This is a genomic window from Vreelandella titanicae BH1, assembly GCF_000336575.1.
GTDB lineage: Bacteria > Pseudomonadota > Gammaproteobacteria > Pseudomonadales > Halomonadaceae > Vreelandella > Vreelandella titanicae.
The window spans coordinates 40,648-53,985 of sequence record NZ_AOPO01000012.1; the positions used below are offsets into that span (position 1 = coordinate 40,648).

At 53.6% G+C, this 13,338-nt stretch carries 11 protein-coding genes; 5 read left to right on the forward strand and 6 right to left on the reverse strand.

Annotated elements, in window-relative coordinates:
- Positions 1 to 101: 101 nt before the first annotated feature.
- On the reverse strand, positions 102 to 1,133 hold the full coding sequence (locus HALTITAN_RS18295; protein WP_022522790.1) for a phospholipase A: 1,032 nt from the start codon (positions 1,131 to 1,133) through the stop codon (positions 102 to 104).
- Positions 1,134 to 1,348: 215 nt separating this feature from the next.
- Here HALTITAN_RS18295 and mscK point away from each other — a divergent pair, with 215 nt between their 5' ends.
- Positions 1,349 to 4,663, forward strand: a complete 3,315-nt coding sequence (mscK, locus tag HALTITAN_RS18300) for a mechanosensitive channel MscK (protein WP_400672854.1) — start codon at positions 1,349 to 1,351, stop codon at positions 4,661 to 4,663.
- 20 nt (positions 4,664 to 4,683) lie between these two features.
- Here the strand turns inward: mscK and HALTITAN_RS18305 are convergent, their stop codons facing one another.
- From HALTITAN_RS18305 to HALTITAN_RS18315, 3 genes are read right to left on the reverse strand one after another with little or no spacing between them, the layout of a single operon-like run.
- On the reverse strand, positions 4,684 to 5,442 hold the full coding sequence (locus tag HALTITAN_RS18305) for a TlyA family RNA methyltransferase (RefSeq protein WP_009287973.1): 759 nt from the start codon (positions 5,440 to 5,442) through the stop codon (positions 4,684 to 4,686).
- A 30-nt stretch (positions 5,443 to 5,472) separates the two neighbouring features.
- Entirely contained in the window at positions 5,473 to 7,545 is a 2,073-nt protein-coding gene (locus HALTITAN_RS18310) for a hypothetical protein (RefSeq protein WP_009287974.1), read from the reverse strand.
- 30 nt (positions 7,546 to 7,575) lie between these two features.
- The gene (locus HALTITAN_RS18315) at positions 7,576 to 8,799 is read right to left on the reverse strand and encodes an ATP-grasp domain-containing protein (protein ID WP_009287975.1); all 1,224 of its coding nucleotides are present in this window, start codon (positions 8,797 to 8,799) and stop codon (positions 7,576 to 7,578) included.
- A gap of 208 nt (positions 8,800 to 9,007) precedes the next feature.
- Between HALTITAN_RS18315 and HALTITAN_RS18320 the strand changes: the two genes are divergently transcribed.
- From HALTITAN_RS18320 to HALTITAN_RS18330, 3 genes are all read left to right on the forward strand, one after another.
- A complete protein-coding gene (locus tag HALTITAN_RS18320) occupies positions 9,008 to 9,337 on the forward strand; it encodes a DUF1820 family protein (protein WP_022522794.1) in 330 nt (109 codons plus the stop codon).
- A gap of 88 nt (positions 9,338 to 9,425) precedes the next feature.
- Entirely contained in the window at positions 9,426 to 10,061 is a 636-nt protein-coding gene (locus HALTITAN_RS18325; protein ID WP_009287976.1) for a TIGR04211 family SH3 domain-containing protein, read from the forward strand.
- A 54-nt stretch (positions 10,062 to 10,115) separates the two neighbouring features.
- Positions 10,116 to 10,748, forward strand: coding sequence for a class I SAM-dependent methyltransferase (locus HALTITAN_RS18330; RefSeq protein WP_009287977.1), 633 nt, complete (start codon positions 10,116 to 10,118; stop codon positions 10,746 to 10,748).
- 49 nt (positions 10,749 to 10,797) lie between these two features.
- Here the strand turns inward: HALTITAN_RS18330 and HALTITAN_RS18335 are convergent, their stop codons facing one another.
- Complete coding sequence (locus HALTITAN_RS18335; RefSeq protein ID WP_009287978.1) at positions 10,798 to 11,391, reverse strand: YajG family lipoprotein; 594 nt, start codon at positions 11,389 to 11,391, stop codon at positions 10,798 to 10,800.
- Positions 11,392 to 11,541: 150 nt separating this feature from the next.
- Positions 11,542 to 12,444 carry a DMT family transporter gene (locus HALTITAN_RS18340; RefSeq protein ID WP_039860086.1) on the reverse strand — a complete coding sequence of 301 codons (903 nt, stop codon included), beginning with the start codon at positions 12,442 to 12,444 and terminating at the stop codon, positions 11,542 to 11,544.
- Between the two features lie 280 nt (positions 12,445 to 12,724).
- Here HALTITAN_RS18340 and HALTITAN_RS18350 point away from each other — a divergent pair, with 280 nt between their 5' ends.
- Positions 12,725 to 13,333, forward strand: a complete 609-nt coding sequence (locus HALTITAN_RS18350) for an alpha-ketoglutarate-dependent dioxygenase AlkB family protein (protein ID WP_022522800.1) — start codon at positions 12,725 to 12,727, stop codon at positions 13,331 to 13,333.
- Positions 13,334 to 13,338 lie beyond the last annotated feature (5 nt).

Sequence of the window (13,338 nt, forward strand, 5' to 3'; positions counted from 1 at the left end):
CCTTTGACGAGTGAATGATTGGGCTACTAACTATTAGTTACTGTATTTTTGCTGCTGACTACAAGCATAGCAGTCAGCTAGCAACAGACAAGCAAATGCGTCTATCGGTTCAGCCCTGTCGCACTAAATAAGGGATTTAAACTAAACCCAAGGCTCAAGCGGTGCACGCGATGATCATAATCGATCATGCTTTCACCATATCCATAGTAGTACTGTACATGCGCTCGCAAGCTGTTGAAAGCGGGCCAGCTGTAATCAATCTGGGTGCCGATATTGCCAGCGCTGGGATTGCCGCGTAACTGACCGCTCACTTCATGGTTATTATTGAGACGCTTGGCGAGGCGAATATCGCCGTATCCCATGTAGCGTTCGATATCCGGGTTGTCGTCATCCTCTGAGGATTCCGGTACCCGCCAGTGGGGTGCCAGGGTGAACGCCCAGTCGCCGCGCTGGAAGGTGCTTTCAAGGTATACCCGGTTCCAACTGCGCGAGAGAGGATCTGAGCGACCATTAGACTGGTGATTGAGAGATACTCGGTTGCGGGTATTCACCCAGCCAAGCGCTTCCCAGGCATTGTCAAAGTCGATAAACACTTCCGGCTCGTAGTTGGTTTCCCTAAAGGGTGATGAGGCGTCGGTATTATAAGCCTGCCACCAACTGCGCTGGGTGTAGCCAAAGTAGACGTCGCCGTAGTTACCGAATACCTGTTCAGCCAGATTAACCTTGGCACTGAACTGGAATTTTAACTCCACGCGATCTGCGGGGGTGCCGTTAGCCACCGTGCGGAAACTTTCACGATTTTGGTTAGCATTGTAACTAACAGGGAACAGATAGTTGGTGCGGTGGGTGGTGATTGAAAACGGATTCCGGGTTGATTCCTGCTCAAGTTCACGGCGATCGCTTAAATCTTCCCTTGCAGCCTCTTCAGGCAACTGTTCAAACGGTATGTCTAGCGCGGCGTCTTCGGGATTTTCTATCTGCTGCAACTGTTGATGCAGATCATACAGTTCAGCATTGAGGGCACGAATACGCGCCTCAATCTCTTGCTGAGACTCGGCAACGGCATTCACACTAAACGTAGCAAGGCTCAGCAGAACAATAAGTTTCGTCAACGGCAATTTTCGGGTGACCATCAAGGTGACTCGCAAAATGAAGGAATAAGTAAACGCCAAGCTTGTTTCTATCACGCCGCCTGTGGAAGTCAACACCTCTGATTGCGCTGACCATCAGAACGCCTGACAATAACCTCATTCTCCGTCTCTGCGGAGCATTTGATGTCAGCGAGGCTCTAAGTAACGTGTTGATACGTAACGTGGTGAGATGCGCCTGTAAGTGGAGTATAACCTGTTTGTTGCTGCTGCTTGTCATGAGCAGTGTCGCTATTAATCCAGCCTACGCTGCGCTTCAGACCAATATGCTGGAGCGGGTGCCCGAGCAGGCTGAATTGGCATCAAGGCTTGCTCAGTTAGAAGCCCTTGAAGAACCCTTGACCGCCCAGCAGGCCAACGATAAAGAGGCCCTGGAAGCGGCCCTCGAAGCTTATGAGCGGCTGGCTTCTGTTGACGAGCGTCTTGCCGCGCTAGATACCCGGGTAGAACAAGCCCCTGAAATGTTAGCACGCCTGCAGCGCGAGTTGAGCGAAGCGGAAGAAGCTTCGCAGCAGCTAACGGTTGCCGACTTGAGCGACCGCCCCCTCGACGAGCTGGAAACGTTGCAAACTAACGCCGTGGTCGAGCTGCAGCAGTTGCAAAGCCAATTGGCGGAAGTGAACTCGCAACTGTTAGCCGCTCAAACACTCCCTGAGCGGGCCCAGCAATCCATTGCGGAAACCCTTCAGCGCGCGGAAAGTTTACGCCGACAGCACGATGAGCGCGAGGCTTTGCTGGCGGATCGTCAACTTTCTGCCCTTAGCGATGCGCAACTGATCCAATTACGCCTTGAACGGGCGCTGGCCGAACGCGAAGTAAGCTTTTATCAGCGCGAGCTAAGCGCTAACAGCCGCCTGCGCGAATTAGCTCAGGAGCGGCGCGATGTGCTGATGCTGCAGGTCGATTATCAAGAGCAGCAGCTAACGATGTTACAAGGGGTGATTGATCGGCAGCGTCGGTTGGCCTCTGAACAAGCCATTGCCGACGCTGCCAGGGATAACCCGCTGATCGCCGCGGGACATCCGGTGGTGGTGCAAGCGCAGCAAACCAACCAGACCCTAAGTCTGGAGCTGCTACGGGCAACCGACCGTGCTAATACTGTTGTGCGTGACAATATTGAAGCCCAGCGGCAGTTGGAGAACGTGCGTCAGCTACAGCGTAGCCTTAATGAGCAAATCGAGGCTATTCGCGGCAGTCAACTGCTGTCGCGAATTCTGCGCGAACAGCGCAAGTCGCTGCCTCCGTTGTCTGCGCCCCGGGATTTGCAGGACGAAATTGCCGACCTGCGCTTAAAGCAGTTTGATTTAGTCCGCCAGCGCGATCAGCTACGCCAAAGCGAACAGTATGCTGCTACGCGGCTGTCCGAGGAGGGCATAGAGGCGACGCCGGGACTGATCGATTCCCTTTCGCAGCTTTATCAATCCCGCCGTGAGCTGGTCGAGCAGTTGGAACAGTCTTACGGCAGCTTATTAAGTGCGGCGATTGAGCTTCAGCTCAACCAGCAGCAGCTGGTCACAACGACCAGTGAGCTGCGTAAAACCATTGATGAGCAGCTGTTTTGGGTTGCTAATAGTCGCCCTTTAGATATCAATTGGCTGCGTCAATTGCCCCGCAACCTCCAGCTGGAGTGGCAGGAAGGGGAGTGGCGAGCCATTTTACCCACTCGCTGGAAAGGGCTCTCTTGGGAGGTGCTCAGAGGGGCGCCCCTGATGGTATTAAGCCTGGTATTAATCGGGTCACGACGCCAGATTAAAGCCCGATTGGACAAACTGCACTCGCAGATTGGTCGGTTAAAAAGCGATACCCAGCTGCATACCCCCAAAGCGGTGCTGCTGAATGCGCTGCTAGCGCTCTCCGGCCCGCTGGCCTTGGCCGGGGTTGGGGTTGGGCTCTTGGGAGCAACTGGGCCATTGGCTAATAGCGTTGCCCCTGCGCTGCTTCAGTTGGCGTTAAGTTGGGCGGTGGTCGCCTGGGGCCGCAGGCTATTGGTCGCCGATGGCGTGGCCGAGCGCCACTTTACCTGGTCTGCGCACTACAACGCTCGGTTACGCCAGCTGTTAGGTGGGTTAGGCATTTCCTTGGTGCCTGTCATAGCCATTGCGGCGATGTCTGGAGAGATGGAAACCCCGCTGGCACTGCGTCCCGTTGCGTTGGGGTTGCTGTCGCTTGGGTTGTTGGCGATGAGCTGGTGGCTGGCGCAGTTGATACTGGCGCATATCCCTATTTTTGGCGTGCGCCTGTTTCGCTTGCTGTTGGGGCTTGCGATGGCCTCGGTGCCGCTGATGCTGTTGGGATTGGTAGTTTGGGGCTACGAATACACCGCGTTGCACCTAGTGGGGCGATTCGCGATCACGCTTTACTTGCTGGGGTTATGGGTTGTGGTGGAGGCGACCTTGGTAAGAAGCCTTGCGGTGGCTGCAAGGCGGCTTGCCTATCGCCGTGCTCTGGCGCGCCGTCGTGCTCAGGTGCAGGAAGGGGCGGAAGGTGGTCTCGAAGTCGTGGAAGAGCCGCCGCTGGATATGGAGCAGATCAATAGCCAGTCGCTGCGGCTTTCCAAGTTGATTGTCTTGATCGGCTTCAGTGCGCTGCTTTATTTGGTCTGGTCAGACTTGCTCTCGGTGCTCGGCTATTTGGACAACGTGTCATTGTGGGAGGCGCAAGAAGGGGATCTGGTCGATAACGCTCTATCGATATCCGACGTCTTTGCTGCACTGCTGATTGTCGCTATTACCTTTATCATGGCAGGCAATCTACCCGGCCTGTTAGAAGTGATGGTGCTATCCCGGCTGTCATTGAAACAGGGCAGCGCCTATGCCATTAGCTCGCTGCTCTCCTACATCATTGTGGGTACGGGGGTTGTCATGGGGCTGTCGACCCTGGGCGTTTCCTGGGACAAACTGCAGTGGCTGGTGGCCGCCTTGAGTGTGGGGTTGGGGTTTGGCTTGCAGGAAATTTTTGCCAACTTTATATCGGGCTTGATCATCCTGTTTGAGCGCCCGATTAGGATTGGCGATACGATTACCCTGGGAAATTTGCACGGCACCGTCAGCCGTATCCGTATCCGTGCGACCACTGTCACCGATTTCGACCGTAAAGAGATTATTATCCCCAATAAAACCTTTGTGACTGACCAACTGATCAACTGGTCATTGTCGGATAATATCACCCGTGTTGTGCTCACCTACGGTGTGGCCCACGGCTCCGATATGGCCAAGGTGCACCAGCTATTACGTAAGGTGGCGGACGAAAACCCCCGCGTGCTAACCGACCCAGAGCCTCAGGTTTTCTGTTTAAGCTATGGACAGCACAGCCTCAATTTTGAACTGCGTATTTTCGTCAATGATCTGCTCGACCGGCTGTTTGCTGCCGATGAAATCAACTGCCGTATAGATGCGCTGTTTCGCGAAGCGGGTATACGCGTGGCGTTTGAGCAGATGGATGTGTGGCTACACCCTGAGCAAGGCGAGGAGGTTAAAGTGCAGTCGGCGAATCAGTTGCCCCCTGCGTCTACGTAATGCACTTTAAGCTCTCTTTTTTAAGGCTCTTTTACTGCATGCAGGAGAAATTCTCGGTTGCCGTCGCCACCAGTGATCGGGCTCTCCTGCCAATGTTGAATGGTAAGTCCGCAGGCGTCGCAACTGCGACGAATGTTGGCCTCCACTTCTGCAAAGCGTTTAGCGTCGCGTACCACGCCACGTTTATCCAGGGCGCCAGGGCTTAGCTCAAACTGCGGTTTCACCAGCGAAATCAACTGACCGCCCGCTGGCAGCAGGGCAGCAATCTCGGGCAGAATCAGCGTTTGCGATATAAACGACACATCCATGATGGCGCTATCAATTGGGAAAGCAGCAAGCGCGCTATTGAGGGCTTCGCTACTACTCATCGAGCGCGCATTTATCCCCTCCAGACAGGTGACGCGTGGGTCGCCACGCAACTCAGGTGCAAGCTGTCCGTGGCCAACCTCTACACCAATCACATGGTGGGCGCCAAAGTGCAGCGCACAGTCGCTGAAGCCGCCGGTTGATTGACCAATGTCGAGCACAACAGCGTCATCAAAACGCAGCTCAAGCGCTGTGAGCACCGCCTCTAATTTCAACCCTGCTCGGGACACATAGCGCTCTTCGGGATCGTCCTCTACTTCAAACCGGGTATCGTCGGGCCATTTTTCGGATGCTTTGGTTAACGGCTTACCGTTCTCGGCAAGCCGTATCCGCCCGTGCCGAATAAGCCTTTGGGCGCGGGTACGCGAGTTGGCCAGCCCCTGGATGACCAACAATTGATCGAGTCGCATCATAGTGATTGAAAGTGTCGCTAAGCGTACTTGTTACCCTTCGTCGCGAGGCGTTTCGGGTAGCGGTGAATGGGGGAGGGTTGAGTTGGAGCCTTGATCCGCCTGTAGCTCGGTAGGTGGAAGGCGCGAGGCTCCCCAGCTCCGATGCAGGAAGTGTCTGACATTTTCCACCTCTTCGCTGGTGACGTCGGCGATGTCAACGCGCTCCAGGGGATCATAGTGGTAAATATACAGCCGCGATGCAAAGCGCTCAAAAGGCAGCGAGGCTTCGCCAAAACGTTCACCATTGCCCGATGTACTCACAATGACGCCATCGCCCCAATCCTGCCCGCTATCATTGTTGGGATTATAGAAGTAAACCCGCATAACATCAGAGGGGTCGAGAGAGGCCCGCAAAATAGTAATCGCGTGCCAGCCGATAAAACGCGCCGCGCTATCGGTGACCGCAATGCCCGCTGGCTGAGGGTGAATCAGCGGCTGGTTGCCATTGTAATAAGGGTGATAGTAAGCGAAGAAGTGGCGTATAAAGTCGTCCACATCGCTTAGTTGACCGGTGGCAACGTCGACATTGATGCGAAAGCCGCGGCCAGACCACCAGCCGTGAAATTCAGGATTCACCCAGCGGTGAGGGTCACCTTCACGGCCAATGCAGCGCCGGCCCATTTCGGCATAAATTCGATCCAAGTGCGGCACGACAATCAGCGAAACCGGGTCGAGATCGATGGGTAACTGGGTCGCCACACCTGAGAGACTCGCCATTGATGAAATGGCTTGTCCTTCAAAATGCATAATGATTTCGTCATCCCGGGCAGCCCAGGCCACCATCTGCAGCAGGTAATCTGGGTCGTTATAGGCCCACATGGAGAGTGCCCGTGCCGACTGGCAGGTAGGGTTGTTGCCCTGACCAACGCCTAGCGGTAATCCCAGCATGCAGAGTACGCCCTCTATCAAGCGTGCCCGGGGAGAAACAGTGTCGCCATAGGCCATGGAGAGTCGCGACTGTGCCCACTCTGATAGCGGTAGATTAAGCTGACGCCACATTGCCGGTGCTACCGGCGGCTGATAGAGAATGCCGCGTTCAAGCATCAGCGCCAGGCCGTAAACCGCTTGAGCGGTAGCAGGGTAAACGCCGCCACGAATTAGCGCTTGAACAAGCTCGCGGTAGCAGAGCAGGCAGTCGCGGCCGGTAGATGAAAGGCCCAGTGCTTCGGAGAGTAAGTGATCCCCCTCTTCGAGTAGATGACGCAGTAATACGGCGTGATATGGCGATACCAGGCCGGTGTCGTGCATCGCCCGGGCGAAACCGGTGGATTCAGCCTGCAAAGCAGCCTGATCCATACGTTCTAACCGATCACGGTAAACGTCGACCCCAGGGTCTTCACGACAGGCTTGAGTTGGGCCATAAAGCGAACTCACCAGGCGGTCGGCGCCCTGGCCGCTGGCGCCAAGATCAATTTCCGGGTTGGCCTGACACAGCGCAATTTGGGTGATCATCTGTTTGATCGAATCAACCTGAATAGGGCGCTGTTTTAAAATGCGCCAAATCTCATCGATCAGGCGATCAACAATGTGCTCGTAGCCGATGCGCTCGGCTAAATGCTGGAAAAGCTGGCGGGGAATAGTGGCCAGGCGCCCCTGGGTTTCCCGCTCCGCTTCGCTGGGCGGTAAAAACAGTAGCCACAAATTGATCGCCATTACCTGAGTCAGGTAATGGTGAGCATGCTCTGCGGACACCAGTGGATGCTCAAAATTGCCTTTAGCCACAGCTAGGAGCCGAAGCTCGCTTAGCGCCTCAATGACGACAACATTGGCATCCGCGCTTTTCAGCGAGAAGGTTGTCAGAGTCGGCACCAAATATTGGGGTGTTTCCCAATCGGAGCCCAAAAATACACCGGAGTCCTCAAACGCTTGCGCGCGGGTCTCCAGTGCTGCACAACCGCCGTCCTGAAGCAGTACTCGACGCGCAGTGTCCATCACACGCGGCAGCTTGGCGGGTTTTGAGAAGGCGGGCGCCTGGGTAAGCAGGCGAACGGCGTCATCAAATTTGCTCAACAATCCATTGAGCTTGCTATCTTCTTGAGAAGACGTCACTTGATCTGTCTCCACGGTGACTCCTTATCCCAGCGTTAGCGGGGATTATACATAGAAGTCGAGGTCTTCTTGGCGTTTTAGCAGATCGCGAATCGTATGCGCATCCTCGCCTTTGAAGTAGACCAGACCCCAATGGGTACCAAACGCGGTGCGTTTAGTAACGGTTTCTTCTACTGGTGAGGTTAGCTCATGAGACTCGAAGTAGGGGTGATCTTCGGTCTCTTCGGGAATTTCCAAGCGGCTGACCACACGACGGCGGGGGTAAACGCCAAAGCAACCGGCAAAGCCATCGGCATCGACCACTTCTTTCGGAAAGAACGTGGCCACTTCTTCTTTCGTGGTTTTCGGGTCGAACACCAGCATGGAAGCCTGGTAAGCATTGAAGCCGTAAACACGCTCTAGCAGCTCGAATACCTTGAAGCCGGGCGGACGGTAAGCTACTTCGCCAAAGTACATCTCACCATCGCTGGTGACAAAGTATTCCGGATGGATCAAGCCAAACTCAATGTCGAACGCTTTAATTAACTTCTCGATCTGTTGGGTGATCTGCTCGCGGTAAATCTCAAGTTCAGGCGATGCGGGCACAAACACTGAGTAACCCAGCGTCACGTACTCTGAGATGTTCAAGAAAGCGATTTTGCCATCGTGAACCCATGCTTCAACGGCAAATTCCCAGCCATCCAGGTGCGATTCCATCAGTACCGGGAACTCTTCTTCCGGGATGGTATCGACTTCATCTGGGGTACGAATAACGCGATGACCAAGACAGCCTGCTTTATCAAACGCTTTAAGGTGAATCGGGTCGTTGGGGTCGCCGTCCAGCTTAAGCAGTGTCTGGTTAACGCGCTTTAGGAAGCGCACGACATCTTCTTTATCGTGGGCTTCTTCAAAAATACCCACACGGATGCCGCCGAGTTGGGCGCGACGCTTCATCAACGCTTTATCGCGTAGCAGCAACGACTGACCGTAAAGGCGCGGGTTATCCAGTAGCACAGAGTTGATGGCCCCGGCCCATTCAACGGTCTCTTCGTAGAGCGGAATGGCGACATCGACGCCTTTCTCTTTAAGCGTCTCGGCAATTTCCATTGAGCGGTCATTGAGTCGCTCGAAATTCCAAGGCACGTAGGGAATGTCGTGTTTTTGGCAATACTCTTCCGCCCAATCAGGTGCAACGACAATGTAGCGACGGTCAAAATTTTCGGCCGCTTCAATCGCATTGAGGCTCCAGCCTAACAGAGCGATATAGCCCTTATTTGGATCCTTCTGCATGTTGATGACTCCTACTTGGTGAAAAAATATTATTGCTAAACCACGCTAGCTACCATACATGAGAGGCGCATGCCCGGCTAATGAGCGCTTTGTCCGTCGTATTAACGCTAAGCTTGCTAAGGGTTAAGCCTAAAGGCGCGGCGATGGGAATATGGTAAGCTAGGCGGTTCAACTTTTAATGTACGAATGGCAAGAGGATTAGGCCAAGATGGCGGCCAAGCCGATCTACCGTGTGGTGGTCCACCAGCAGGGTGAAATTTGGGATTTATACGTCCGAGAAATCTTTCAAAGCGAACTCTGGGGCTTTATTGAAGTCGAGGAGTTTGTCTTTGACGATGCTTCACGGGTAGTGGTTGACCCTGCAACTGAAAAATTGCAACGAACCTTTGATGGCGTCAAGCGTAGCTACCTACCGTTAAATGCGATTGTGCGCATTGATGAAGTAGAGCGCGAAGGACCATTGAAAGCGGTCAAAACCGATACTCGGGTAGCGGAGTTCCCCCGTCCCTTTCCGTTGCCCCCGCGCGGAGAAGGGTAAGCGTATGAGACAAGCGCACCGCTAAGTTAGGCGATAAGCGCTGTTGGCTTCGTCCGCCTTGCAGCGTTTTTAATCAGGACATGATGTCATGCTAGTAAATAGAACTCGTTATCGAAATTACGCCGCTGCGGCTGGCATTTTACTCAGTGTTACCAGCCTCAATGCCACTGCCCAATCTGCTAACCAAGCATGGGTGACCGATGAACTGAGCACCTATGTGCGCAGCGGCCCAACTGATGGTTACCGCATTATTGGCACGCTCAACGCAGGCGAGCAGGTAGAGGTGCTGGAAACCAGCGGTGACTACACCCGAGTGCGCAACAGTGATGGCAATGCGGTCTGGGTGTTGAGCAATGAGCTTCAAGAAACACCCAGTGCGGTTGAACAGCTACCTGCGTTAGAAGCCCAGGTAGAGGAACTCACCGCCGAGCTTGAGGGTATCAATGAAACCTGGGAACAGCGTACGGCCTCAATGACTGAGACTCTAGAGTTGCGTGAGAGTCGCATTGCCGAGCTTGAGGCCAGCAACCAAGAGCTGGATGCGCAAGCGGAGCAGTCCCGCCGGCAAGTTAGGGCGCTCCAAGCGCGGCTGGAAACCCAGGAAGAAGACCTGCTGATGCGTTACTTCATGTATGGCGGCGGTGTGGCTGGCGCAGGTTTGTTGGTGGGCCTGATTGTGCCGCACCTACCGCGGCGGCGTAAAAAGCGTGACCGCTGGTTTTAACGGTGCGATAAGCCTCCTCTTCGATAGTGCAATCGACTTCACGGTGGCCAAATAATGAGCGATCAATGGCGCAAGCGCTGGCAAGAAGGGCGTATTGGCTTTCACCTGCAGCAGGCGCACCCGGCGTTGCTGCGTCATTGGGCGTCGCTCGGCGTTGCTAAAGGCACCAAGGTATTGGTGCCGCTGTGCGGTAAAAGTCTTGATATGCGCTGGTTGGCAGACGAGGGTTATCCCGTTCTGGGAATTGAGTTTGCCCCGGAAGCCATTGAGCAGTTTTTGGCTCAGCGCAGCACCTCGGTATCCCGCTACCGTCAGGCAGATTTTACGATTTCCCGCCAAGGCAGCGTGGAGCTATGGTGCGGGGACTTTTTTCACCTGCATATCCAGCAAGCCGCTGAGATCGGGGCGTTTTATGATCGCGCCTCGCTGATAGCGTTGCCACCTGCAACAAGGCAGCGCTATGCGTTTCACCTCGCTCAGTTGGTGCCGCCTGGTGCCAAGGGGTTGCTGATTAGTTTGTCGCATCCTGAGGGCAGTGCTGGGCCGCCTTATAGCGTGCCCAACAGCGAAATCGAAAGCCTGTTCACCCCCAACTTCATACTGACGTTTCTGGAACAGGGCAGCCCCGATGAGCGTGGCCGAACGGAAAGCGTATGGGCACTTGAACGACGCGGGCCGCGGCTCTAGAAGTAAAGAGGCGCAGCCCGTGTCAGAGGTGTTTCTATAATGGGTAATCTTAGCGTGCGAGTAAATTGCCCAGTTCTGGATCGCTAAAGGCGCGGTTCATGCCATCGCTAAGTAGATCGCTAAGCATCCGTGCGTTGCTGTCGGCATCGGGCTTAAGGGCGTAGCCCTGGGTACGGCGCGAGGTGTAGGTGCCCGTATAGGTGGTGCCCTTGTTTTTAGCAATAGCGCGGAAAACGCCTTCAAGACGCGCTTCATCTACCAGTGGCTGGCCGCTGTCGCCACGGGCGTAGTTCAGGCTGGCAAGTTCCAGGGTTAAGCTCGGGCGGCCTTCGGCCTGCTCGGTGGTGGGGCTAAAGCCCATATCGCGTACCGCGCGCTCAGCTTCTTCTTGGAGACGGGGAATTAACTCGTGGCTGCTCACGGTAATATGCGCCGTCGACATGCCGCCGCCTGCTCGATTGCCAATAATGTCGCTCTCGCGTCCATCCTGGGCAATCACAGTCACCTGCTGGCCTGAGCCAACTTGCGGCACCTGGGCGCTGCGTTCAGGGCTGAGTTGTAAGTATTGGGGGCTTGCGCAACCAGCAAGCCATGCACTGGCAAGCAGTACACCCGAAATCCGTAAAAAGTGACGCCGAAGCATGGTCTTCCTCCGCTATGGCTAAAACGCCAGTATAACGCGGGTAGCGCGTTGGCGGTATGTTCTGGCGATGCGGCTTTGCTCAATCACTTCCAATGTCTCACTGTATATTGCCTTTGCACACCGTTGTGAATGCGAAAGCAGTGAAACAAGCTAGCTCGTTAGGCTGTTTTTTTGAGAATCGGGACTCACGATTAGCCAAACGGAAAGTAAAACGATCAAAGAGCCAAGTAAGAATCCGCTGGAAATCGTTTCATCAAGGATTAAAAAGCCCCATAACACCGCGAAGGGTGGCACCAAGAATGTAACGGTGAGTGACCGTAACGGCCCAATGTCGGCAATCAATCTAAAATAAAGGATATAAGCGAGGGAGGTGCATAAAAAGCCGACTGCGAACAGGCTGATCCACACATCACCTTGAAGCCAGTCGATAGTGGGGCCAGATGAAATATTCCAAAGCAAAAAAGGGCTGAGAAAAGCGGTAGCGCCTATTTGACTGCCAAACGCAACCAGCGTTGAATCCAGGCCACCCTGTTGGGTTATCCACTTGCGGGTAAGAAAGCCAGCAAAGCCGTAACCAATAGTGGCTATCATGCAGGCAGCCACGCCAATATAGATGTTGCCAACGATACTTGAGTCACCCACAGTGGTGATAACAGTGATGCCAACAATTCCTAGCGTTACGCCCAGCCATTTTTTTATAGTTAAACTCTCGCTAAAGATAAAAAAGCCAATCATGGCACCTGTTAAAGGCGTTGTCGCATTTAGAATCGCTGAATAGCCAGTAGGTAGTAGTGTTGCTGCTATGCTGTACATAAGAAATGGGATGCCTGAATTTATAGCACCCAAAATCAAAATTTTGCCTAGTTTGCCTCTGAACGCCAGGCTTTTACGTATGATAACGATGATAAAAGCCAAACCAATGAGGCCAAAAAAGACTCTAAAAAATGCTGTGTTGATTGGGCCTATCGCCGGTGAGGCGATTCTCATAAAAAGGAAGCTTGCTCCCCAGATAGCGGCTAGCGACAGCAGTCGTATATAGTCTATTGCTCTCATTTTATGTCCCTTTTCAAGATTTTCTCTTAGCCTCAAGCCGCTAAGTGATGGTTGGCTTTTTTAAGTTTTTTACCTGGAGTGGTCAGGGTGTTTCTTGGTTTTTTGCTCCATGGCAATGCAGTATTGGCTTTTGATAGCATCGAAAAAACCCGTTTCTTGCTCTTGTTACGTGTTTTTAAACCGGAATGTGAAGGCTTATGGTTTGAGGCGTCGGGGTTGGCTTCGTGCCACGGGGCGGCTGGCGCCGCTTTCCGCGGCTTCGGGCATTAGAGGGGTGAAAATGGATCTGTTTGAAAACGACGATATGAAGTTGATTAATCTGCTTCCAAGGGATGGTGAGGTTTACTACCACGGTAAAGTCTTGGATACAGTTACCGCCGATATGTATCTGGATAAGTGCCTAAGCGAATTAACCTGGGAGCATGATCGTGCGTTTATTTACGGCAAAGAGATCGTTACAAAGAGGAAAATAGCCTGGTATGCGGATAAGCCGGTTTCCTATACATACTCAGGATATGCAAAGATGGCGTTAGTATGGCCTGATTTTTTACGAGAGATTAAGCAGGTGGTGGAGAGCCACTGCGGGGAGATGTTTAATTCGTGTCTGGGTAATTTTTATAGCTCAGGCGATGAAGGCATGAGCTGGCACAGTGACGCCGAAAAAGACCTTGTTGAGAGTGGATCAATCGGGGCGTTGAGCCTAGGCGGCGCAAGGAAATTCTCGTTTAAACATAAGCCAACAGGGGAGAGCGTGTCGCTTAATCTAGAGCACGGCAGTCTGTTAATTATGAAAGGCACCACACAGAAAAATTGGCTACATAGCCTGCCTAAAACCAAGAAAGATGTTGAGCCACGGGTGAGCCTGACCTTTAGGCAAATGCGTTTTTGAGCTAA

What these genes read in the sequence shown, in the direction of transcription:
- HALTITAN_RS18295 (WP_022522790.1), bottom strand. Translation starts at nt 1,133, where the DNA reads ATGGTCACCCGAAAATTGCCGTTGACGAAACTTATTGTTCTGCTGAGC.
- HALTITAN_RS18305 (WP_009287973.1), bottom strand. Translation starts at nt 5,442, where the DNA reads ATGATGCGACTCGATCAATTGTTGGTCATCCAGGGGCTGGCCAACTCG.
- HALTITAN_RS18315 (WP_009287975.1), bottom strand. Translation starts at nt 8,799, where the DNA reads ATGCAGAAGGATCCAAATAAGGGCTATATCGCTCTGTTAGGCTGGAGC.
- HALTITAN_RS18320 (WP_022522794.1), top strand. Translation starts at nt 9,008, where the DNA reads ATGGCGGCCAAGCCGATCTACCGTGTGGTGGTCCACCAGCAGGGTGAA.
- HALTITAN_RS18325 (WP_009287976.1), top strand. Translation starts at nt 9,426, where the DNA reads ATGCTAGTAAATAGAACTCGTTATCGAAATTACGCCGCTGCGGCTGGC.
- HALTITAN_RS18330 (WP_009287977.1), top strand. Translation starts at nt 10,116, where the DNA reads ATGAGCGATCAATGGCGCAAGCGCTGGCAAGAAGGGCGTATTGGCTTT.
- HALTITAN_RS18335 (WP_009287978.1), bottom strand. Translation starts at nt 11,391, where the DNA reads ATGCTTCGGCGTCACTTTTTACGGATTTCGGGTGTACTGCTTGCCAGT.
- HALTITAN_RS18340 (WP_039860086.1), bottom strand. Translation starts at nt 12,444, where the DNA reads ATGAGAGCAATAGACTATATACGACTGCTGTCGCTAGCCGCTATCTGG.
- HALTITAN_RS18350 (WP_022522800.1), top strand. Translation starts at nt 12,725, where the DNA reads ATGGATCTGTTTGAAAACGACGATATGAAGTTGATTAATCTGCTTCCA.